Origin of the sequence: Paraburkholderia unamae, from assembly GCF_003268775.1 — a bacterium.
Lineage (GTDB): Bacteria > Pseudomonadota > Gammaproteobacteria > Burkholderiales > Burkholderiaceae > Paraburkholderia > Paraburkholderia unamae.
This window is the reverse complement of the sequence record NZ_QLSU01000004.1, coordinates 56,637-78,533: the sequence shown is the minus strand read 5'-3', so window position 1 is coordinate 78,533 and position 21,897 is coordinate 56,637. Positions and strand designations below refer to the sequence as shown.

General features: G+C 66.8%; 21 protein-coding genes. 8 read left to right on the top strand and 13 right to left on the bottom strand.

Annotated elements, in window-relative coordinates; genetic code table 11:
* Positions 1-295 precede the first annotated feature (295 nt).
* Both C7401_RS07760 and C7401_RS07755 read left to right on the top strand, forming a co-directional pair.
* Positions 296-1,786 (top strand): cache domain-containing protein, encoded by a 1,491-nt coding sequence (locus tag C7401_RS07760; protein ID WP_112171109.1) that lies wholly within the window; start codon positions 296-298, stop codon positions 1,784-1,786.
* Positions 1,786-2,448 (top strand): response regulator, encoded by a 663-nt coding sequence (locus C7401_RS07755; protein ID WP_181565533.1) that lies wholly within the window; start codon positions 1,786-1,788, stop codon positions 2,446-2,448. Before C7401_RS07760 ends, C7401_RS07755 begins: the two co-directional genes overlap by 1 nt.
* 69 nt (positions 2,449-2,517) lie before the next feature.
* Here C7401_RS07755 and C7401_RS07750 read toward each other — a convergent pair whose 3' ends face one another.
* Positions 2,518-3,126 (bottom strand): MlaC/ttg2D family ABC transporter substrate-binding protein, encoded by a 609-nt coding sequence (locus C7401_RS07750; protein WP_112170792.1) that lies wholly within the window; start codon positions 3,124-3,126, stop codon positions 2,518-2,520.
* 208 nt (positions 3,127-3,334) lie between these two features.
* On the opposite strand from C7401_RS07750, the gene hpnN reads away from it, so the two are divergent.
* Complete coding sequence (hpnN, locus tag C7401_RS07745) at positions 3,335-5,962, top strand: hopanoid transporter HpnN (protein ID WP_112170791.1); 2,628 nt, start codon at positions 3,335-3,337, stop codon at positions 5,960-5,962.
* The gene (locus C7401_RS07740) at positions 5,959-7,056 is read left to right on the top strand and encodes an MlaA family lipoprotein (RefSeq protein WP_112170790.1); all 1,098 of its coding nucleotides are present in this window, start codon (positions 5,959-5,961) and stop codon (positions 7,054-7,056) included. Before hpnN ends, C7401_RS07740 begins: the two co-directional genes overlap by 4 nt.
* 59 nt (positions 7,057-7,115) lie before the next feature.
* On the opposite strand, the gene C7401_RS07735 is transcribed toward C7401_RS07740, so the two are convergent.
* The 10 genes from C7401_RS07735 to C7401_RS07690 all read right to left on the bottom strand — a co-directional run bounded on the left by C7401_RS07735 (position 7,116) and on the right by C7401_RS07690 (position 15,574).
* Entirely contained in the window at positions 7,116-7,502 is a 387-nt protein-coding gene (locus C7401_RS07735) for a type II toxin-antitoxin system VapC family toxin (RefSeq protein WP_181565525.1), read from the bottom strand.
* The gene (locus C7401_RS07730; protein WP_112170789.1) at positions 7,499-7,747 is read right to left on the bottom strand and encodes a type II toxin-antitoxin system Phd/YefM family antitoxin; all 249 of its coding nucleotides are present in this window, start codon (positions 7,745-7,747) and stop codon (positions 7,499-7,501) included. Before C7401_RS07730 ends, C7401_RS07735 begins: the two co-directional genes overlap by 4 nt.
* Before the next feature lie 135 nt (positions 7,748-7,882).
* Positions 7,883-8,368, bottom strand: a complete 486-nt coding sequence (locus tag C7401_RS07725) for an acyl-CoA thioesterase (RefSeq protein WP_112170788.1) — start codon at positions 8,366-8,368, stop codon at positions 7,883-7,885.
* Between the two features lie 119 nt (positions 8,369-8,487).
* The gene (locus C7401_RS07720) at positions 8,488-9,153 is read right to left on the bottom strand and encodes a phosphorylase (RefSeq protein ID WP_112171106.1); all 666 of its coding nucleotides are present in this window, start codon (positions 9,151-9,153) and stop codon (positions 8,488-8,490) included.
* 53 nt (positions 9,154-9,206) lie between these two features.
* Positions 9,207-11,273, bottom strand: coding sequence for a squalene--hopene cyclase (gene shc, locus C7401_RS07715; RefSeq protein ID WP_181565524.1), 2,067 nt, complete (start codon positions 11,271-11,273; stop codon positions 9,207-9,209).
* Positions 11,273-12,538: a hydroxysqualene dehydroxylase HpnE gene (hpnE, locus tag C7401_RS07710; protein WP_112170787.1), complete on the bottom strand. Its 1,266-nt coding sequence runs from the start codon at positions 12,536-12,538 to the stop codon at positions 11,273-11,275. Before hpnE ends, shc begins: the two co-directional genes overlap by 1 nt.
* On the bottom strand, positions 12,538-13,389 hold the full coding sequence (gene hpnD, locus C7401_RS07705; protein WP_112170786.1) for a presqualene diphosphate synthase HpnD: 852 nt from the start codon (positions 13,387-13,389) through the stop codon (positions 12,538-12,540). The genes hpnE and hpnD overlap by 1 nt, the downstream gene beginning before the upstream one ends.
* A 247-nt stretch (positions 13,390-13,636) precedes the next feature.
* Positions 13,637-14,581 (bottom strand): sensor domain-containing diguanylate cyclase, encoded by a 945-nt coding sequence (locus C7401_RS07700; protein ID WP_112170785.1) that lies wholly within the window; start codon positions 14,579-14,581, stop codon positions 13,637-13,639.
* Positions 14,578-15,213 carry a chemotaxis protein CheC gene (locus tag C7401_RS07695; RefSeq protein WP_112170784.1) on the bottom strand — a complete coding sequence of 212 codons (636 nt, stop codon included), beginning with the start codon at positions 15,211-15,213 and terminating at the stop codon, positions 14,578-14,580. The genes C7401_RS07700 and C7401_RS07695 overlap by 4 nt, the downstream gene beginning before the upstream one ends.
* Positions 15,206-15,574, bottom strand: a complete 369-nt coding sequence (locus tag C7401_RS07690; protein WP_112170783.1) for a response regulator — start codon at positions 15,572-15,574, stop codon at positions 15,206-15,208. Before C7401_RS07690 ends, C7401_RS07695 begins: the two co-directional genes overlap by 8 nt.
* Between C7401_RS07690 and C7401_RS44285 the strand changes: the two genes are divergently transcribed.
* The 3 genes from C7401_RS44285 (at position 15,561) to C7401_RS07680 (ending at position 19,389) form a co-directional block, all read left to right on the top strand.
* On the top strand, positions 15,561-15,980 hold the full coding sequence (locus C7401_RS44285; protein ID WP_146757891.1) for a hypothetical protein: 420 nt from the start codon (positions 15,561-15,563) through the stop codon (positions 15,978-15,980). The genes C7401_RS07690 and C7401_RS44285 overlap by 14 nt on opposite strands.
* Positions 15,981-16,197: 217 nt before the next feature.
* Positions 16,198-18,462 carry a hybrid sensor histidine kinase/response regulator family protein gene (locus tag C7401_RS07685; RefSeq protein ID WP_112171104.1) on the top strand — a complete coding sequence of 755 codons (2,265 nt, stop codon included), beginning with the start codon at positions 16,198-16,200 and terminating at the stop codon, positions 18,460-18,462.
* Positions 18,463-18,675: 213 nt separating this feature from the next.
* Positions 18,676-19,389: a hypothetical protein gene (locus C7401_RS07680; RefSeq protein ID WP_112170782.1), complete on the top strand. Its 714-nt coding sequence runs from the start codon at positions 18,676-18,678 to the stop codon at positions 19,387-19,389.
* Between the two features lie 58 nt (positions 19,390-19,447).
* Here the strand turns inward: C7401_RS07680 and C7401_RS07675 are convergent, their stop codons facing one another.
* Together C7401_RS07675 and arsC are read right to left on the bottom strand one after the other, a co-directional pair.
* A complete protein-coding gene (locus C7401_RS07675) occupies positions 19,448-20,002 on the bottom strand; it encodes an NADPH-dependent FMN reductase (protein ID WP_112170781.1) in 555 nt (184 codons plus the stop codon).
* Between the two features lie 381 nt (positions 20,003-20,383).
* The gene (arsC, locus tag C7401_RS07670) at positions 20,384-20,737 is read right to left on the bottom strand and encodes an arsenate reductase (glutaredoxin) (protein ID WP_112170780.1); all 354 of its coding nucleotides are present in this window, start codon (positions 20,735-20,737) and stop codon (positions 20,384-20,386) included.
* Positions 20,738-21,216: 479 nt separating this feature from the next.
* Between arsC and parA the strand changes: the two genes are divergently transcribed.
* On the top strand, positions 21,217-21,879 hold the full coding sequence (parA, locus tag C7401_RS07665; RefSeq protein WP_112170779.1) for a ParA family partition ATPase: 663 nt from the start codon (positions 21,217-21,219) through the stop codon (positions 21,877-21,879).
* Positions 21,880-21,897: the final 18 nt, after the last annotated feature.

Here is a 21,897-nt window from a genome sequence, read left to right as displayed (position 1 = left end):
CGGCGTCTCCTGTTTATGGTTTTACTTGTGCACCCGGCATCGGGACCGGGCTCCGTCGCGCCGTTTCCAGGCGGCGCATGCACGACGCATTGCGCCGTGCTGTGGGCGGTAGTATTCGCTTTCAAACCGTCAGCCACAACCGGACAACTACGTAAGTGCTCTACGTGTGACTACGTAGGCAGCCCAACAGCCTCGATGATCTGCACCCGCGCTGCCAGCCGTTAAACGCTGCATGGATTGGCTGCCCAGCCGCACGCGCGCGGTTATGCTTGCAGACTCAGCACCCGACATCGCCATGCACGCCCCATTTTTTCTCACTGACCGCCGCCTGAAGACGAAGATCTTCCTGCTCGCGGTCGTGCCGTTTCTCGTCGCCATTGCCGGGATCGGGATCGGCGTGCGCCAGCAGGCGACGCGCCTCGCGCAAACGCAGCACGCCACCATGCAAAGCGCGTATCTCACGAGCAAGGAGATCGAGTTGCGCCACTACGTGGAGCTGGCGACGAGCGCCATCGCGCCGCTCTACGCGCCCGAGGCGAACAGGGACGGCGCCTTGAGCACGCCCGCCGACGAAGCCGCACGCCAGCGCGCCGCGCTCGCGGTGCTACAGAACATGGACTTCGGCCCCGACGGCTACTTTTTCGTCTACGACATGCACGGGCGTTCGCTCATGCATCCGCGCGAGCCGGGCCTCGTCGGCCAGGACTTGTGGAACCTGCGCGATCCGCAAGGCTCGCTCACGATCCAGCAACTCATCGCCGCGGCGCAACGCGGCGGCGGCTTCGTGCGCTACATGTGGCACCGGCCTTCCACGGGCAAGCTCGCGCCCAAGCTCGGCTATGTCGTGCCGCTGCCGCGCTGGGGCTGGATGGTCGGCACCGGCATCTATCTCGACGATGTCGATTCAACGCTCGCGCACATCGACGAACGCGCCTCCGCCAACATCGAGCGCACCATGAAGTGGCTCGGGGTAATCGCGCTCGCGGGCGTGCTGGTGATCGCGCTCGGCGCGCTCGTGCTCAACGTGAGCGAGCATCGCAGCTCCGACGCCAAGCTCAAGCGCCTCGCGCAACAGGTGGTGGAGTCGCAGGAGCAGGAGCGCGCGCGGCTTTCGCGCGAACTGCATGACGGCATCAGCCAGATGCTTGTTTCGGTGAAGCTGCTGCTCGAATCGGCGCTCGCGCGCTTCGAGCGCGGCGAAACGCGCGTGCCTCCCGCGGAGGCCTCGCTCGCCACCGGCCTCACGCGCCTCTCCGACACGCTGCGCGAAGTGCGCCGCATCTCGCACGCGCTGCGCCCCGCGATGCTCGACGACCTCGGCCTCGCCGCCGCGCTCGAACAACTCACGCGCGAGCTTGCCGATCAATCGGGCATCGAGATCGGCTTCACGCAGGCGCAGCCCAAGCCTTCGCGCGCCACGCGGGCGCGAGCGCATGCGCCCGCGCTGCCCGACGCCGTCAACACGACGCTCTTTCGCATTGCCCAGGAAGCGCTGACCAATATCGTGCGGCACGCCCACGCGGCGCGCGCCGCGCTCACGCTCGAAGTGGCGGCGAACGGCGTGACGCTCAGCATTGCTGATAATGGCCGCGGCTTCGACGTGGCGCACGCGCTGGCCGACCCGCGCGCGGGTCTCGGCCTGCGCAACATGCGCGAGCGGCTGGAGTCGCTCGGCGGCCGCCTCGACATCGCCTCGCAGCCCGGCCACACGCTCGTCACCGCCTGGGTGCCGATTGCATCCCACGCGGCGCCGCATGCCGCCGCCGTCTCCGGAACGCCGACATGATGAATGTGAACGAAATCAACGATACGAACGCCCCGGACCGGCCTGCGCGCCTCGTGCTGGTCGACGACCACCCGCTCGTGCGCGACGGCCTGCGCGCGCGTCTCGAAGCCGTGCCGGGCTTCGAGGTGGCGGGCGAGGCCGGCAACGCCGACGAGGCCATCGCGCTCGCGGCGTCGCTCGAACCCGACCTCGTGCTCATGGACGTAGGCATGGCCGGCGTGAACGGCATCGCGCTCGCGGGCATATTCCACGAGCGGTTTCCGGGCATCCGCGTGCTGATGCTCTCCATGCACGACAACATCGAGTATGTGACGGAAGCCGTGCGCGCGGGCGCGAGCGGCTATGTGCTCAAGGACTCGCCGGCCACCGAGATCATCCGCGCGATCGAGGCGGTGCTGGCGGGGCGCACGTACTTCAGTGCGGGACTGAGCGCACGCATGATCCAGGCGTCCGCGCGCAGCACGCCCGTGGAGCGCCTCACGCCGCGCGAGCGCGACATTCTCGACGCGCTGGCCGAAGGGCTGTCGAGCAAGCAGATCGCGCAGCGCGAAGGGCTGTCGGTGCGCACGGTCGAAACGCACCGGCTCAATATCAAGCGCAAACTGGAGATCGAAGGGCAGGCGGAACTGATCAAGTTCGCCGTGGAGCACCGCCGGAAATGAAACGGGCGCACTGGCCAGCAGCCAGCGCGCCCGACAAGGCACAATGCATGTGCAAACAGCGATCGGCGATCAGCTGCGCGCGTTGTGGTCGACGAGGAACTTGATGAGCCCGTCGATGCCGCCCTTGGCGATCTGGTCGGCGAACTGCGTCTGGTAGACCTGGATCAGCCACGCGCCCATCATGTTGATGTCGTAGATCTTCCAGCCGTTGGGCGTTTGCGTGAGGCGGTAGTCGATGGCGTCGTCGCCGCCGTTGCTGATGACGTGCGACTGCACCACGGTGTCCTTTGCGCCCGCACCCGTGCTCGACGGCGCGAACTTGAAGTTGACCTGCGTATCGCGCAGTTGCGAGAGCGACGAGGCGTAGGTCTTCACGAGCAGGAGTTGAAATTGCTCATAGAGCTTTTGCTGCTGCTCCGGCGTAGCCGTCGCCCAAGGCTTGCCCACCGCGATGCGCGTGGTGCGCTTGAAGTCGGTAGCGGGGACGAAATGGGTTTCGACCACCTGGGTGATCTTGTTCATGTCGCCGCCGCGCGCCTGCGGGTCGGCCTGCATCGCCTTCACGGTGCCTTCCACGGCGGCCTTGACGGTCGCGTCCGGCGAAGCCTGTGCGTACGCGGCACCCGAAATGCCCATGAAACAGGCGGCGGCAAGAAATGCGGTCAAGTAACGTTTCATACGCTCTTCTGGAACAGTGAAATTCAGGTGCCGGTAAAGTACGGAACGGTCCGTACCTCCGGCTGGCCCAGTATAACGGCTTTGGCGCTGATGCTGCCCAGGCGTCGCCTCAATCCGGCGTGTGCATGAGGCGCGCCGGGACGGGCAGGGCCGGTATACTTGAGCGCTTCGCGTCAAAGAACCTAATTGACAGGGCCCCCTCGCCTGTATGCTGAAGCCATTCATCATCCACCTCGTCGCCTGGTCGGTACGCCGCGCGGCGTGGGTCATCGCAATCGCCATCGTGCTCGCCGTGCTCTCCGGCGTGTACGTCGCGAAGCATTTCAAGATCAATACGGACGTCAGCGGCCTCGTCGAGAACAAGGCGGAATGGGCCGCGCTCAGTGACGCCAAGGACAAGGCCTTCCCGCAGCGCTCAAGCTCGCTGCTCGTGGTGGTCGAAGCCGACGCGCCGGAAATGGCCGACGCGGCCGCCGACAAGCTCGCCCACGCGCTCCAGGCCGACTCGCGCGAATTCAGCGCGGTCTCGCAGCCCGCGGGCGGCCCGTTCTTCCAGCACAACGGCCTGCTCTTTCCGTCCACGAACACCGTCCTCTCGACCACGGGCCAGCTCGTCCAGGCGCGCCCGCTCGTGAACCAGCTCGCCAAGGACCCGAGCCTTGCGGGCCTCGCGGGCACGCTCACCACCACGCTGCAACTGCCGCTCACGATCGGCCAGGTAAAGCTGCCGCAAATGGCGCACCTGCTCGGCAGCGCCGCCGACGTCGTCGATCAGGTGCTGGCGGGCAAGCCCGCCGCGTTCTCGTGGCGCGGACTGGTCGACAAGGACGCGGCCACGAAGCCCGCGTTCGCGTTCATCACCGTCCAGCCGGTGCTTAACTTCGCGGCGCTGCGCGCGGGCGCGAGCGCCTCGGAGGCGATCCGCGCGACCGCCGCCTCGCTCCATCTCGACACGGAATTCGGCGCGCGCGTGCGCCTGACCGGCGAACAGCCGCTCGCCGACGAGGAATTCGCCTCGGTCCAGGACGGCGCGGCGCTCAATGGCGCGATCACGGTCGTCGTCGTGCTGCTGATCCTCTGGCTCGCCCTGCGCTCGGGCAAGCTGATCGGCGCGACGCTCGTCACGCTCCTGATCGGCCTCGTCATCACGGCCGCGCTCGGCCTCATGATGATCGGCTCGTTCAACATGCTCTCGGTCGCGTTCATGGTGCTGTTCGTGGGGCTGGGCGTCGATTTCGGCGTGCAGTTCGGCGTGAAGTACCGAGAGGAGCGCTTTCAGGACGAACGGCTCGACGCGGCGCTGCTCAAGACCGCGCGCACTATCGGCGTGCCGCTCACGCTCGCGGCGATTGCCGTGGCCGAAAGTTTCTTTTCCTTCCTGCCGACCGCCTACAAGGGCCTCTCGGAACTCGGCCAGATCGCGGGCGTGGGCATGTTCGTGGCGTACCTCTGCAACATGACGGTGCTCCCGGCGCTCATCCGCGTGTTCAACCCCAAGGGCGAGCGCGCCTCGCCCGGCTTCGCGTTTCTCGCGCCGGTGGACAAATGGCTCGCCGAGCATCGCAAGCCCGTGCTGATCACCACGCTCATCATCGTGGTGGGCGCGACGCCTTTGCTGCTGCATCTGCGCTTCGACTTCAATCCGCTGCATCTTAAGGATCCGCATACCGAGTCGATGGCGACGCTGCTCGCGCTCAAGAACTCGCCCGTCATCTCGATCAACGACGTAAGCGTGCTCGCGCCGTCGCTCGAAGAGGCCGACAAGATCGCCGCGCGACTTTCGAAGCTGCCTGACGTGGCGCGCGCCACCACGCTCAGCTCACTGATTCCCGACGACCAGCAGCAAAAGCTCATGCTGATCTCGAGCGCCGCGCAGCAGCTTCTGCCCGCGCTCACGCAACAGCCGTCCTCGCCCGTGACCGACGAGGTGCGCGTGCAGACGCTCAAGCGCGCGGCCAACCAGCTCGCGCTCGCCGCGGGCGATCATCCGGGGCCGGGTGCTGCCGAGGCGAAGCATCTGTCCGACGCGCTCGCGAAGCTTGCCAACGCGAGCCCGGCCGTGCGCGATCGCGCGGAAACCGCTTTCAGCCTGCCGCTCAAGCTCGCCTTCGCGCAGCTCTCGCGCCTCTTGCAGCCCACCGAGATCACCCGCGAGAACCTGCCGCCCGAGATGGCGCGCGACTGGGTCGCGCCGACCGGCCAGGCGATCGTGGACATCGCGCCGCGCGTGCCGCCGGGCGTCGATCCCAACGACGACGTGATGCTCGCGCGCTTCGCGCACGCCGTGAAGGCGGCCGAGCCCGGCGCCATTGGCGGGCCGATCTCGATCCTGCACTCGGCCAACGTCATCATCCTCGCGTTCCTTCAGGCGGCGGCGTGGTCGGTGGTGCTCATCACCGCGCTGCTGTGGATCACGTTGCGCAATTTCGGCGACGTGCTGCGCACGCTGATTCCTCTGCTGGTATCGGCGCTCGTGACGCTGGAGTTGTGCGTTGTGTTCGGTATCCAGCTCAATTTCGCCAACATCATCGCGCTTCCCCTGATGCTCGGCGTTGGCGTCGCGTTCAAAATCTATTTCGTGATGGCCTGGCGCGCAGGGCAAACTGGCCTGCTGCATTCCAGCCTCACCCATGCGGTGCTGTTTTCCGCCGCGACCACGGCCACGGCGTTCGGCAGCCTGTGGCTTTCGCATCATCCGGGCACGTCGAGCATGGGCAAACTGCTCGCGCTGTCCTTGTTCTGTACGCTCATCGGCGCCGTGGTATTCCAGCCGGTGCTGATGGGCAAGCCGCGCGCGAAGCGCGCACGATCGGAAATTCAGGGGATCGATCAATGAAAAAGAATCAAGCCGCGCTGACCATGGCGGCGGCGAGCCTGGCGCTCCTCGTGACGTCGGGTTGCGCCACGGGGCCCGAGCGCAAGCCGGGCGACCCGTTCGAGCCCACGAATCGCGTGATCTTCCAGTTCAACGACAAACTCGACACCTACATCGCACAACCCATCGCGAAGGGCTACCAGAAGGTAACGCCGCAGCCGCTGCGCCAGGCGATCACGAACTTCTTCTCGAACCTCGGCGACGCCGACAACTTCGCCAACAACCTGCTGCAACTGAAGATCACCGACGCCGTTCAGGATCTCATGCGCATCGCCATGAACACGACCTTCGGTCTGGGCGGCCTGATCGACTTCGCAACCGCGGCGGGACTGCCCAAGCACCACCAGGACTTCGGTCTCACGATGGGGCACTACGGCATACCGGCGGGCCCATATCTCGTGCTGCCGCTGTTCGGGCCGAGCTCGGTGCGTGACGGCATCGGCATGGGCGTGGACGTGAAATTCAACGTCATCAACTACTTCGAGCCGGCCGTTCGCAATCCGATGTATCTCGCGCAGTTCGTCAGCGCGCGTTCGGACCTGCTCGGCGCGACCGACCTGCTCAAGCAGGCCGCGCTCGACCCGTATTCGTTCGTGCGCGACGCGTACCGCCAGCAGCGCGAATCGCTGATTCGCGGCTCGCAGGGCAACAACGCGCCGCTGCCCGATTACGGCGAACCGGGAGAATCGGGCGGCGCGGCCAAGCCGAACGACAACGGCCTGCCCAATTACGACGATCCGGACGCGCCGGCTGGGGCGGGCACCACGGGTGGCGCGGCGGGTTCGGGTGCGTCGAACAATGGTCTGCCGAATTACGACGATCCGGGCGATGTGAGCGCGGCGGGAGCGGCACCGGCAAGTGGCGCGGCAGCGACCGCGGCTGGCGCTGCTGGCGCGGGTGCCGGAGCGGCCGCCGCCGCGGGCACGGCGGGAGCGGAAGCAGCGGCGGTGGCGGCTTCCGCACCGGCTACGGCATCGGCGCCCGTCGCGGCTTCGGCTGCCGCGCCGGCGTCGGGCGTCACGGCCGAACCGGCAAAGCCGGCTTCGGCGCCCTGAAGCCTGGCCGCCCGCAGGCACGCGGGCGGCACAATCCGCACAACCGGCATGCTTGCGGTCTAGACCAGAACCACGGTGTCGCTATATTGCGCGACCTGACGGTCGTGCGATATCAGCCGAAGCGGCTCGGTCAAGGCTTGCGCCACGAGTAGCCGGTCAAAAGGATCCTGATGATGCGGCGGCAGCGATTCGACGGCAACGGCGTGCTCGGCCTCGATCGGCAGAATGCGATAGCCCGCTTGCCTGAAGTAATGCAGTGCCGCTTCACCGGACACGGGCATGTCGCCGCGATGCAGCGAATACTTGATGCCGATTTCCCAGATGCTCGCGGTGCTGACGTAGATCGTGCTCGTCGGCGCCAGAATCATTTCCCGCGCCACCTTTGGCAACCGGGGGCTATCGGCGATGGCCCAAAGCGCAATATGCGTGTCGAGCAGAATATTCAAGCGCCGCCCCCGTTGAACAGCGCCGCGACTTCGTCGTTGTGGGCGTCGATGTCGTCGGGGATCTCAAATGCGCCCTTGGCTATGCCGATGCGGCGCTCGACGGGCGCCTCCGGCGCAAGCGGCACGAGCCGGGCGACCGGCCGGCCGCCGCGAGCAATGATGATTTCCTTTTCCCGCCCCAACTCGACATCCTCGACAAGGCGCGAGAGGGATGACTTGGCTTCCAGCATGTTCACGTAGGGCATGAGACCTCCTGTATTGCCTGGTTAGTCTAGTCTGGCTAAGTCATCGAATCAAGGACGCTTGACGCCACATAGACGTAAAAAAACCCGCCAGCCTTCACAGGCTGGCGGGCTTTTTGTTCGAGCCCTACGCATGCGTCACCGCACCGAAGCGTCCTCGCTCTCGGCCTCGCGCTCCGCTTCTCTCGCTGCCGCGAGCGCGGTGGCGTCCGCCGCTGTCTGCACGGTCTGGCGATAGCGCTCATAGGCCTCGTCGGCGTAGCGAATCTGTTCGCGACCGTGCGGGGCCGGCGTGCCGTCCGCGCCGAGATTCACGAACACCATCTTTTCGATCGTCAGGATGCTCTTGCGCGTGATCTTGTTGCGCACCTCGGCGCGCAGCGTGATCGACGTGCGGCCAAAGTGCGTGGCCTTCATGCCGAGTTCGATGATGTCGCCCTGACGCGCCGAGCTGACGAAGTTGATCTCCGAGATGAACTTGGTCACGACGCGCTGGTTGTCGAGCTGGCAAATCGCGTAGATGGCCGCTTCTTCGTCGATCCAGCGCAGCAGGCTGCCGCCGAAAAGCGTGCCGTTCGGGTTCAGGTCTTCAGGCTTGACCCACTTGCGAGTATGAAAATTCATGTCTGGTACTCCCCGTGAACTGTGATTCGCCCCCAATTCGATGAGACGAATCTAGGGTTAACACTGAGATGCTACCAGAGATAGGGGTTTTCCCTAGGCATTTCAATAATGCCGTCGCGTCATGAGGGAAAAAAAGCGCCGCTGGCCGTCAGGACCTGTCGCGCGGCGCTGAGCGACCGGCGCGCCGCCTTGGCGTCGGCGGCCACGCGCAGCAGGCCGCCCAGTTGCGCGGGGTCGCGCGCCAGTTCGCGCAGGATGGGGAGCACGGCGGTGGTGCCGTCGTCGCGCAGGCCGGCCATCGCCGCCTTCGGCAGGCTACGCCAGGCCGGGTCGACGATCGCGCGGCACACCGCGAACGGCACGCCATGGGCGGCCGCGGCGGCGGCGGCGAGATGCGATTCCATATCCACGGCGAGCGCGCCGCACGCGCGGAACAGCGCCGCCTTGTCGGCCGCGCCGGTGAGCGGGGCGGCCACGGCCGCCTCCACGCCGCGCCGGGTTTGCGCGGCCAGCGGCGAGTTCATGAGTGCTTCGGCCATGCGCGCGCTCCAGGCGGCATGCGTGGCGACGCGCCCGAACGGCCCGTCGATCGCCTCCGCGATCACCACGGTGCCCGGTTCGAGGTCGGGCGCGAGTCCGCCCGCCGTGCCGAAGCTGACGATGCCCGCCACGCCATCCTTGAGCGCCGCCGCGAGCGCGCTTTGCAGCAGGTCGGCACGCGCGGCGTAGACGGCGCGCACGCCGTCATGGCCCTTGCCCGCCGCGATGCTCGCCTCGAAGGCCATACCCGTCACCGCGATCACAGGCAGCGCGCGCGCCCTTGCGCCGGCCGCCGCGCTCACAGACCGACCGCGACGCGCGTTTCGCCCGTGCGCTTGAGATTGCGATAACGCGCGAGCGCCCACAGCGGGAAGAACTTGCGATAGCCGTGGTAGCGCAGATAGAACACGCGCGGAAAGCCCGTCGCCGTGAAGCGGGTTTCGTCCCAGAGGCCGTGTTCCTGCTGCGTCGTGCGCAGATACTCGATGCCGCGCGCAACCGCCGGATGATCCACCGCGCCGGCAGCCATCAGCCCGAGCACTGCCCAGGCCGTTTGCGAAGCGGTGCTCGTGGCGCGCTCGTAGCCACGGTATTCGAGCTTGTAGCTCGTGCCGTCTTCGCCCCACCCGCCGTCGTCGTTCTGGATCTGCACGAGCCATTGCACCGCGCGCTGCATGCGCGGGTCGTCGTGCCCGAGGCCGGCCGCGTTGAGCGCGCACAGCGCCGTCCACGTGCCGTAGATGTAGTTCATGCCCCAGCGGCCGTACCAGCTACCGTCGGCTTCCTGTTCTTCCAGCAGGTAGTTGTATGCGCGGCGTGCGTGTTCGCTCGCCGCCGGCAACTCGCCAAGCTGCGCGAGCATCGAGAGGCAGCGGCCCGAGACGTCGGCGGTCGGCGGATCGAGCAGCGCGCCGTGGTCCGAGAACGGGATGTTGTTGAGGTAGTACTGCGTGTTCTCCGGCTCGAACGCGCCCCAGCCGCCGTTGCTGCTCTGCATGCCGACCACCCATTCGCGCGCACGCGCGATCGGCGCGTCGTAGGCGTTCGTCTTGTCGAGCTTGTCCATGCGATCCATCGCGGCCACGACCACGGCGGTATCGTCGACGTCGGGGTAGTGCGGGTTCGCGTACTGGAACGCCCAGCCGCCCGGACGCACCTCGGGACGGCGCGAGATCCAGTCGCCGCGCACATCGAGAATCTGGAGCGGGCGCAGCCATTCCAGGCCGCGGCGCGCGGCATCCTCGGCGCGCGCGTCGCCCGTTTCCAGCAGCGCGTGCGCGGCCAGCGACGTATCCCACACCGGCGAAAGGCAAGGCTGGACGTACGCTTCCTCGGTATGGACCGTGACCAGCTTTTCGAGCGACTGGCGCGCAATGGCGCGGTGCGGATGATCGACGGGATAGCCCAGCACGTCGTACATCATCACGGCGTTGGCCATGGCCGGGAAAATCGCGCCCAGGCCGTCTTCGCCGTTCAGGCGCTCGTCCACGAACGCCACGGCCGCGTCGATGGCGCGCTGGCGCAGGTAGTTCGGGAACAGCGGATCGGCCACCCGCAGCACGCCGTCGGCGGCACGGAAGAAGCCGAACCAGCCCTTGCTCTGGTGCGGCGAGCGGGCGTTCAGGCCCACGCTCACCGGCGCGCCGAGGAACAGCTCGTCGATGCGCACGCCGCGCGGGTTGCGGGCCACCGGGCGCTTCGCGCCCAGCACGAGCAGCGGCACGATCACGGTGCGCGCCCAGTACGACACCTTCGAAAGATGGAACGGGAACCACTGCGGCAGCAGCGTGATCTCGACCGGCATCATCGGAACGGCGTACCACGTCACCACGCCAAAGAGCGCGAGCAGGATGCGCGTGAACACGTTGACCTGCTCCGCGCCACCCGCCGCATGAATCGCTTCGCGCGCGCGCACCATGTGCTCGGCGTCTTCGGCGTCGCCGATCATCTTGAGCGCGAAGTAAGCCTTCACGCTCGCGCTCACGTCCATGGCGCCGTCGGTGAAGAGCGGCCAGCCGCCGCCCGGCAGCTGGATGCGGCGCAGGTAGCGCGCGATCTTCTGTTCGAGCTCGAGGTTCGCTTCCTCGCCGAGGTAATGCACGAGCAGCACGTATTCGGCCGGAATCGTGGCGTCCGCTTCGAGTTCGTAGACCCAGTGGCCGTCGGCGCGCTGGTCGGCGAGGATCGCGTCGGTCGCGCGCACAACGGCGGCGTCGAGCGGCGTGGCCACGCCAGCGTGGCGCGGGCTCGTTTCGTCAGCAAACGCGCTCGCGGACAGCAGGACGCCCGTCGCATCGGCGACGTCAGCGCGCGCGGGGCGGCTGCCGAGGTCTTCAGTCGGCATGGCGTGGGATAAATCGTTCATCAGCGTTCCAGATTTTCTGTCAGGAGCAGTTCCGCAGCCTTGCGGCCGGAGCGGATCGCCCCTTCGATCGTTGCGGGCAGACCGGTAGCCGTCCAGTCGCCTGCAAGCATCAAATTGTTCCAGCGGGTGCGCGTCGCGGGGCGACGCCATTCCTCTTCGGGCACGGCCGCGAAGGTCGCGTGCGCGTCGGCGGCGACCCGCCAGGCGGGCAGCGGTTCGAGCGGCAGCGACGCGGCCGCAGCCACGTCGGCCCAGACCCGGCGCGCGACCTCCTCGGGGTCGAGGTCGAGCGCGTGGTGCGCGTCGTGAATCGTCGCGCTGAGGCGCCCCTCGGCGGCGCTCAGCCAGTGTGCCGTGCCGTTCACGAGCGCCATCGGCGAGGCGAGGCCGGGCGGCGGTTGCACCGCGTAGTGCACCGTGACGATCGCGGTGTAGCGCCGCGGCGCCTGCAACGACGGCACGAGCGCCGCGGCGGCGGCGGCGGGCACGGCCAGCACGACGGCGTCGTCCTGGCCGAGCACGATACGCCCGTCCGAAAAATCGAGGGCGACGACGCGGCGCGCCGCGTCGTCGTACGCGATCTCCCTGAGCGGCGCGTCGAGCCGGATGGCCGCGCCGCCGTGCTGAAGCATGCGCAGCGCCGGATCGACGAAGGCGCTCGACAGGCCGCCGCGCGCCGCCAGCGGCCGGAACGCCTCGCCGCCCGCGGCAAGCGTCTCGCGCAGCATCGAACCCGCCAGCTCCGCGCTTCCTTCACGCGGCTCGACGTTGAGCGCCGAGAGGAAAAACGGCCGCAGCAGCCGGTCCCACAGCACACCGTCGCAACGCATGGTCTGCGCCATCGTGCGGCCGGGCTTGGCGAACAGCAGCGGCAGCAGCGCGAGATAGTCGGCGGCCCGGGTGCCCGGCACGCGGGCACGCGCGTCGCCGATCCAGAACGGCATGCGCGAGCGCGAGAAGCGCATGGTCCAGCGCGAGCGCGCGGCGAGGTCCATGAACGCGAAACCCGGTTCAATGGGGCCGCCAAGCGCGTCGCCGGCGCCGATCGTGCGCACGTATTCGAGCGTGCGCGCATGCCCGGCCAGCACCAGATGGTTGCCCGTGTCGAGCGTCGCCGAGAGCGTGTGGTCGTAGTACGAGCGGCAGCGTCCCCCTGCCTGGCCGGCGGCCTCGTACAGCGCCACCTGCACGCCGCGCCGCTGAAGCCGCACGGCCGTCGCGAGGCCCGCAAGCCCAGCGCCGATGACGTGGACTAGCCGAGGCATCAGAACAGCGCGTAACGCGCGACGATCCACATCAGCCGCGCGCGCGGCTTGCTGACTTTCGTGCGCGGCAGGTCGAAGCCGCGATCCACGGTGCGCTCGAGCAGCACGCGGTAGACGCCCGACATGATGCGCGGCGCCTTCACCTGCGCGCGCGGCGAGGCGTCCATGATCGCGTCGGCTTGCGCGAAGTGCGCGAGCGCGCGCTGCACGAGCGTCTCGCACACGCGCGGCAGCGACGGGTCGGCAGCGATCGTGTGCGGATTGCCCGGCGCGATCCCGTCGCGCGCGAGCAATTCGCGCGGCAGGTAGCAGCGGTTGATGTCCGCGTCTTCGTCGATGTCGCGCAGGATGTTGGTGAGTTGCAGCGCGCGCCCCAGATGGTGAGACAGCGCGCGGCCCGGCTCCTCCTCCATCCCGAATATCCTCACCGACAGCCGGCCCGCCGCGCTCGCGACGCGGTCGCAGTACAGGTCGAGCGTGGCCTCGTCGGGGGCGCAGATGTCCTCGGCGGCGTCCATGGCCATGCCGTCGATCATCGCGTGGAAGTCCTCGCGCTTGAGCCCGAAGGTATGGATGTGACGCGTGAGCGCCGCGAGCGAGGCGCGCGGCGTGCCGGCATAGCACGCGTCGATGTCGGCGCGCCATTGGTCGAGCCCCGCCGCACGCTCGGCGCGCGGCAGGTCGCTGTCCGCGATGTCGTCGACAGCGCGGCAAAAAGCGTAGACCTGATACATGGCGTCGCGCTGCGCGGGAGGCAGAATCCGCATCGCCAGATAAAACGAGCTGCCCGACGAAGCGGCGGCGGCGTCGGTTTGTTGTGTATCGTCCACGACGAGGTTGGAAACAGCCAAGACGATCTCCGCTGGGGGCGCCCTCAACGGGGCTTTCGACTATTCGGGCCCGCATTGCCGCGGGTCGCCCGCGCGCGCGGACACGCGCGAGGCACCGGCCCTCAAAACCGCCTGTCAATAGGCGCGCAAGGCCGGAAACGGGCCAAAGTATATCAACCTTTGGGGTGGCCCGCAGTCGGCAGGGGCGTGCGGCCGGGCCGGGGCACAGCGGCGCGGGCCATGCGGCCCGGCCTTGCCGCGCCCGCGCTCAGGCGAGCGCGATCGAGCGGTTGCGGCCCTGGCGCTTCGCCGTGTAAAGCGCGGCGTCCGCCTCGTTGATCATGCCCTCGTAATCGGGCGCGCCCGCGCGGGCCGCGGCGGCGCCCACGCTGGCCGTGACCGGCACGATTACGCCCTGCACTTCGATCGGTTCGTCGCCGATCGTGCGGCGAATTTTCTCCGCCACGTACAGCGCGTCGTCGAGCGGCGTGCACGGCAGAAGCAGCGCGAATTCCTCGCCGCCGAAGCGGCCGAACACGTCCTGCTTGCGCACCACGTCCGATACGCGCTGTGCCATCGAGCGCAGCACGGTGTCGCCGGCCACGTGGCCGAACTCGTCGTTGATGCGCTTGAAGTGGTCGAGGTCGAACAGCAGCATCGAAAGCTCGCCGCCATAGCGCTGCCAGCGCGAGAACTCGTCGGCGAGACGGGATTCGAAAAAGCGCCGGTTGGCGATGCCGGTGAGGCCGTCGCGGTCGGCGTATTCGCGCAGCTTGGCCACGGCCTCCTCGCGCTCGCGCTGCATGACGCTCACGTGCGTGACGTCCGAGAGGGTCACGCACACGGCGATCACGTCGCGATCGCGCATGAGCGGCATGAAGGTGCAGTCCTGCTGCATGTAGTCCACGCCGCCCGTGATGGGCCGGTCATGGTCGAACTGGAACAGGTAGGGCCGCTGCTCCCACGAGCTGAACGCGAAGCTGCCGAGCTGGAACACGCTTTCCACCTTGCGCGTGAGCCACGCGCGCGGCAGGTCCGGAAAGCGTTCGAAGATGGAGCGGCCGATCACGTCGTCCGCCGCCACGCCGCTGTGGTCCTGCATGAAACGGTTCCACATCAGCACGTTCATCTCGCGGTCGACCACGAAAATGCCGAACCCCACCCGTTCGACGACGAGGTCCGACAGCGACGGCAATCCGGTTGGCGTGCTCATAGGCTGTGCAAGAGCGCGTCGATGGCCCGGCTCACGACGTGGATCGACTCCTCGGCCATCAGCATGACAAGGTGGGCGCGAAAGCGCTGGTCTTCGAGCGCGAAATTGACCTCGACGAGGAGCGCGACGTCCCAGGCGAGCAACCCCGGCTGGAACACCTCGTCGAGCATGATCGCCTCGCCGAGCAGGCCCGGCTGCGAAAACACCGGCATGCGCCCGAGCTGGTCGAGCATCGACGACACGCACGCGCCCGTGAGCGCGTTGGCGACGTCGAACATCAGTTCTTCCTCGGTGAGCGTGTCGTCGGCGTCCGGCGCGTAGATCACGCCGCCTCGCCCGCCGACCAGGCTGCCGAGCTCGGCGATCTCGCCGCTGCGGCAGATCACCAGCGCCTCGCCCTTGATCTCCGAGCGAAAGCCCTGGCGCACGGCCGCGACGGGACCGTCGATGCCGGTCATCTCCCGCAGCGCCGCCGCGGCCTCGGACACGGCGACCACGCGCACGCGCGGCACCGAAAGCTCGATAAAGGCATTGAGCAGCCCCGACAGTCGCGTCGCCGCCTGCCCCATGCCGAGATTGGCGATCTCCTGGAGCGCGTCGCGCTGGAGTTCCGTGAACACTCGATCAGGCATACAACCCGTACTCCTTCAGGATGGGTAGCAGCGCCTCCTGGGTTACCGGCTTTGCGACGAACGCCGCCGCGCCCAGCGCCTGCACGCGCTCGCGTGCGCGCGGCTGAACGTCCGCTGAAACGACGATCACGAACGTGTTCAGGTCCTCGTGCTGCAAGGCTTCGAGCACCTGAAAACCCGTCAGGTCGGGCATCGTGAGGTCGAGAAACATGACTGCCGCGCGACCGGCGCGGTAATGCGCAAGGGCTTCGTTTCCGTTCGACGCGTACGAAATCTCGACGTCCCAGTCCTCGGGCAGCGCCTTCGTGAGCACCTTGCGGGCTAACAGCGAATCATCGGCGATCACGATGGGCAAGGACATGGATATGCAGAATGAGTGTGCGTTGGGCGGAGTGCGTTTTGGCGTATTAACGGCGGCGCGCGCCATTACTTTAGGGAAAAATACGCGTAAGCCGGAAAATGCATGGCGCATGGATAACAACGCATGGACGGGCCGCCGCTGCGGCGCGCCCACCCAAGGCGGGCGGCAGTGGTGTCGCGCGATGGATACCGGCAACCCGGGCACCGGTCGTGAAAGCCCTCGTCTGCATCTTCGCAGCCACCCCGTAGCATGGCCGTGCCCCATTTTCGGACGGCGCGGCAATTCATGCGAATGCGTTATTTATCGTGTTCGCGATTCTCGAATCAAATTGAATCAAATGCAACTCGTCCATAATCATTCGACGAACAAATTCGACTCATTCCAGCGAGTTTCTCGCAACAAATGATCCATCCCTTAAATAGAGAACGTCGATTATCCCTTTGTGGTACGTTTGCGCTTCACCGATTTTCGCGAATTCGGCGCACGGCAAGCGGATAAACCCTGAATGGAAAGCCCGAACGCACAATCTTGCCGCGCGCGCGTCACCGGCCGGCCGTCGGCGCGTCATCGCGGTCGTTTATGATGTCGAAAGCCCCGCCGCCTTTTCCCTGCTTTTCCGTACGATGATTGCTGACCGGCCCGAGCGGCCAGACGAACGCACGCCCCTGCCGCCCCTTTCCGACGACGCGCCGTTTCCGGCTGCGCCAGGCCATGACTTCACGGTGCGCCGGCGCACGCTGCTGGCGCTGCTCATCGCGGCGATCGTGCTGCCGTGCGTGTACGTGGCCGCCATGGCATACAACGACCTGCGCGCGCGCGAGTCCGACGCGACCGACACCACGCTGCGCACCGTGCGCGTGGCCGAGGAGCACGCGCTCAAGGTGTTCGACATGAACGAGGCGCTCGATGCGCGCGTCGTCGAGCTCGTGCGCGGGCTGGACGACGACGGCGTGCGCGCGAACGAATCGCAGATCCACCAGCAGCTCGACGCCATTGGCGGCGGCTATCCGCAGGTGGCCGCGGTGTCGATCTTCGGGCGCGACGGCGACCTGCTCGCGAGCAGCCGTTTCTCGCCGCCGCCGCCGGTTTCGATCGTCGCGCGCGACGACTTCGCCGGCATTCGCGACGGCCGCGTGATCGAGCACGTCTCGCGCGTGATGCACGGCCAGGTGAGCGGCGAAACCGTCTTCAACATGGGCGTGGCACGGCGCGACCCGAGCGACGCGTTCGCGGGCATCGTCTCGGTCGCGCTGCGTCCCGGCTATTTCAGCTCGTTCTACCGCGACCTGCTCGGGCCCGACTCGCCGATGGCGCTCGGCCTCGTGCGCAGCGACGGCTCGATCCTCGCCTTCGATCCGCCGCCGCGCGCGCTCGCCTCCGCCATCACACCGCACTCGCCGCTCAGCAGCGCGCTCGCGCGCGGCAGCGAGGGCGGCGTCGTGCGCATGCATTCGGGGCTCCTCAACAGCAACGTGATCCTCGCGTACCGGCGCGTGGGCGCGTACCCCGTGTACGTGACCTGCGCGTATCGCACGCCCGCGATCTGGACCGCCTGGTACAAGCACCTGAGCGTGCTCATCATCTCGATGTTCACGCCCTCGATCGCGCTCTGGTGCGTGATCTGGCTCTCGCTGCGACGCCTCGCCGCCGAGGAGGAGGCCTGGGAGCGCTGGCAAGCCGAGGCGTCGATGCGACGCTCGATCGAGTCCGCCTACCGGCAGTCGCGCAAGATGGAAGCGCTCGGCAACCTCGTGGGCAGCGTCGCGCACGATTTCAACAACCTGCTGATGATCGTCTCGGCCAACGTGCAGATCGCGCGGCGGCGCGGCGTGGCGGGCTTCGAGCGCGAGCTTTCCGCCGTCGAGCGCGCGCTCAAGAGCGGCCAGTCGCTCACGCGCCAGTTGCTCGGCGTCGCGCGCAAGCAGCCGCTGCGCAACGAAACGATTCACGTCGGGCGCTGGCTGCCCGCGTGCCGCGAGCTGTTGCGCGCCTCGCTCGGCGCGAAGGTGTCGCTCGTCGTCGACGAGGGCGAAGGCGTGTGGCCGGTGCTCGTCGATGTGGCCGAGCTGGAGCTCGCGCTCATCAACCTCGCCGTCAACGCGCGCGACGCGATGCCCAACGGCGGCCGCTTCACCGTGCGCGCGCGCAACATCAGCTTCCGGCCCGACGAAGGCTTCCCGCTCGACGGCGACTTCGTGCACATCACGCTCGAGGACACCGGCACCGGCATGCCGCCTGACGTGCTCGCCCGTGCGTTCGAGCCGCTCTACACGACCAAGCCCAAGGGCACGGGCACCGGCCTCGGGCTGCCGCAGGTGTTCGCGTTCTGCGAGCGCTCGGGCGGCCTCGCCGCGATCGACAGCGCGATCGGCGCGGGCACGACGGCGCATCTGTATTTGCCGCGCTCGCTGGCCGAGCCGCCCGCGCCACGCCCGAGCGAGATGCGCGAGGAAAGCGCCGAGGTGCAGCAAGGGCTGAACGTGCTGCTCGTCGAAGACAACGACGAAGTCGCCGCGGGCACCGAAGCGCTCCTGCAAATGATGGGGCACCGCGTGACCTGCGCGAGCGACGCGGCGAGCGCGCTGGAACTCGTCGAGGCCCCGCACGCCGACGGCGAGCGCACGCCGCGCTTCGACCTCGTGCTGTCGGACATCCACATGCCCGGAACGATGAACGGCATCGACCTCGCCGAGGCGTTGCAGGGACTGGAACCGGCGATGCCCGTGATCCTCGTGACCGGCTATGCGGAGGAACTGGACCGCGCGCGCCATGTGGATGTGCGGGTACTCTCCAAGCCGTTCGATATCGCACTGCTGGAAAAGACACTCGAGGCAATCCGCGAGGAACGCCAGTCGCGCGCGAAGCGCGAGCGTGATGCGACGCTGTAGCTAGTGCGTTGTGGGTGGTGCGCTGTTGCTGTGCGGCTTCTTCTCTTGGCGAACCGCGTGCGATCGTTCGATGCCCGTTTGTTTCGCAGACGAGGCACGCGGATTGCGGCGCGCACGATAATCCGCGCACGCACTCGGTCAAGCGCGGCGCACAACGCGCGCCATTCGGCGCATCATGCAATGAGGCGTAGACACCTGACGAAGGAGGGTGCCATGAAGCAGACCGTGACCGGCCTTTTCAAGACCTACGACGAAGCGCGGCACGCGCAGGACGCGCTGCTGCAACGCGGCTTCGCGGCGAGCGACATCGACCTGCCGGCACACACCGAAGGCGTGCTGGCGGGCATCGAGCGTCTCGTGACGAGCTTTTTCTCAAGCACGGGCGACGTGCGCCGCAGCGCGAACGAGCCGCCCGGCACGACGCCGCCACCGCAAGAAGCCGTGCGCATTGGCGTACATGTGAGCGACGAAGCGCACGCCGACCTCGCGTGCACGACACTACGTGAAGAACATGCGACGGACGTCGCCTTGCGCGGCTCGCCGTGGGCGTGGCCCGCAACGGACCGCCCGGTTGCACGCGAGCACTCGGCGCTCGACGAGCTGGGCCTGAGCGACTTCGCCGACGCCATGCGCCGCCGCACGGCGCAGGCCGACGAAGGACATCAAGGCACGCAGGGGAGTGCAGCCGATGCGCCCATGCGGCCGGCGAACGAAGCCGAGGCCACCGTGCTCACCTCGGCAAGCGCGCCGGGCGCGGGTGCGGTGATGGGCGCTCATCACGTAGACGTGGACGTGCCCGCCGCCCCCGAGGCGACGCGACCCGCTGCCGGCGCCGCGCCGCAGATTCCCGACGAATTCCTCGAATACGAAGAGGACACGCCCGAGCACCACAAAGACATGCCGGGACAATCGCGCACGCTACATTGAGCGCCGGCCTTAAGGCGCCTCAAGGCGTCCTCAAGGCGTCACGCGCGCGGCCCGGACCTCAGCGTCCGAGCTGGCGCTTGACCCAGGCTGCGTAGGCATCGACGAAGGTTTGCAGGAACTTGCGCGTGTCGTCGCTGACGATCTCACCCTTCTCGTTGATGCGACTCACGTCGTGCTTGATGAACATCTCGGGCTGGCCGAGCAGGGCAACATCGAGATACGCGAGCACATTGCGCAGATGCTGCTGCGAAAGCGCCGTGCCGATCGCGCCGGGCGAGGTGCCAAGCACGGCGCCCGGCTTACCGCCCCACGAATTCGTACCCCACGGCCGCGAACCCCAGTCGATCGCGTTCTTCAGCACGCCCGGAATCGAGCGGTTGTATTCGGGCGTGACGAAGAGCAATGCGTCGGCGGCTTCGATCTGCTGCTTGAACCGGCGGGCCGCCTCAGGGTAGTCGGCGTCGTACTCCTGGCTGTAGAGCGGCAGCACGCCGATGTCGAGATAGTCGAACGTGAAATCGGCCGGCGCCAGCGACGTCACGGCGTGCGCGAGTTGCCGGTTGAAGGAATCCTTGCGCAGACTGCCGACCACAACCGCGATTTTGTAGGCCATTGCTGTGTCCCTGGAGGCGCGCATGAAGCGCAGTAGAAGGAAACGCCATCATAGGCGTGAGTGGATTCCGATGATGGCGAGGCGTGCGGAAGGTGATGAGACCGCGCTGTGGATAACCTGGCATTGCGCGAATTTATCCACATTTTTTGTTGAGAAGGTTGTGGACAACTTACCTGAATAGCCGATGGGGCCGGGCCTCGCGTGGGATTCGTCGGCAGGTTAGCAAAGCTGCAACTTTCGTGCGCACGCGGTGGGGGAGGGCAGCCCGCGCGCGGCCACCTTCGATGATTTGCACGGATCAGTGTCAACGCGCGAACGTCACCGTACGAGAAGTCGGCTATACGGCCGACTGGCTCTCGTAATCGTTTTCACACTACGGCTTCACTCGAACAGCACCGCGAGATTCTCGGTCGGACGACCAATCACGGCGCGACCGTTACGCACGACGATGGGTCGCTGCAAGAGAATCGGGTGACTCGCAATTGCTTCGTAGAGCTGATTATCTGTGACACCTGGCGCGTCGAGGCCCAGTTCCGCGTATTCGGACTCCCCCGTTCGCACCATGTCGAGCAGCGGGCCGCCGAGCATCGCATGCAGGCCCTTGAGTTGCTCGACCGTGAGCGGTTGCTTTAGATACTCGATCACCTCGACAGGCTCGGTCGCCTTGGCATTCGACACCAGGTCGCAAGCGGCGCGGGATTTGGAGCAACGGGGGTTGTGGTAGATCGTGATCATGGTTGGTGGCAGACGAGAGGGAAGTGGCGGGCGGCCTTTGCAAGAGCCGGTGAGGATCTGCGATTTTACCGGGCGCGCTGGTGGAGGATGAAACTGGTGGGTCGGGCGAGTTCACCTGCCGTGAGACGCTGGAGTCGGTCTCGGGCTCGTGCGTGGTTTGCGTTCGCGATCCGAGTTCTCTGCCTGGTCGCTGGAGCGCTCGAGATCACTCGATCCCGGCGATGGGACTTTATGCGCATAAAGTGGTGGGGGAGGTGCCGCACTCTCACGCTGCGTCGGGAGCCAACGGCTTTGGCTGGCGGTGTTTTGGTTTATGGTGCCGCGGCTTGCATCACCCGTGCTACAGAGCCTCCTCCCGAGCTTTATGCGCATAAACCTTGTCCGAATGGCCAATTCGACTGAGAAATACTCCAAAAATCATTGAATTGAAAAACAGTCCAGGTAAAATCCCAAGCTAATAGCAAAAAGGAGAATACCAATTGGCAGCAGAGATAATCGCAGTCACGCAGCAGAAGGGCGGGGTCGGCAAGAGCACGATCGCGATGCATCTCGGCGCGGCATTTCACGAGAGAGGGAAGCGGGTTCTCGTCGTGGACGCCGACGGCCAAAATACGCTGGTTCACTGGGCCAGCGCATCCGCCGACGGCGAAACCGGCATCCCGTTCCCGGTGGTCAACCTCTCCGAAGCCGGTGGACAGATCCATCGTGAAATCAAAAAGTTCATCAATGACTACGACATCATCGTTGTCGACTGCCCACCGTCGATCACGGAGAAGGTGTCTGGCGTCGTACTGCTGGCTGCCACCGTCGCCGTGATTCCCACGTCATCGTCTCCGGCCGATTACTGGTCGAGCGTCGGGCTGGTCAAACTGATCCAGCAGGCGCAGGTGATGAACGAAGATCTGCGCGCGGTGTTCCTGCTGAACAAGACCGAAGAAAAGCGCATGCTGACACGCGAGTTGAAACGCGCGCTCGAAGAACTCGGCTTTCCGTTGCTCAAAACCCAGATTCCCACACGTGAGGCGTACAAGCAGGCCATGGCGCTTGGCCAGACAGTTCTACAAATGAACGACCGCGGCGCACGCCTCGCCGCATTGGAAGTGCGCGCATGCGCCGACGAAATCGCGGCGATGCTCCCCTGACTTTATGCGCATAAAGGA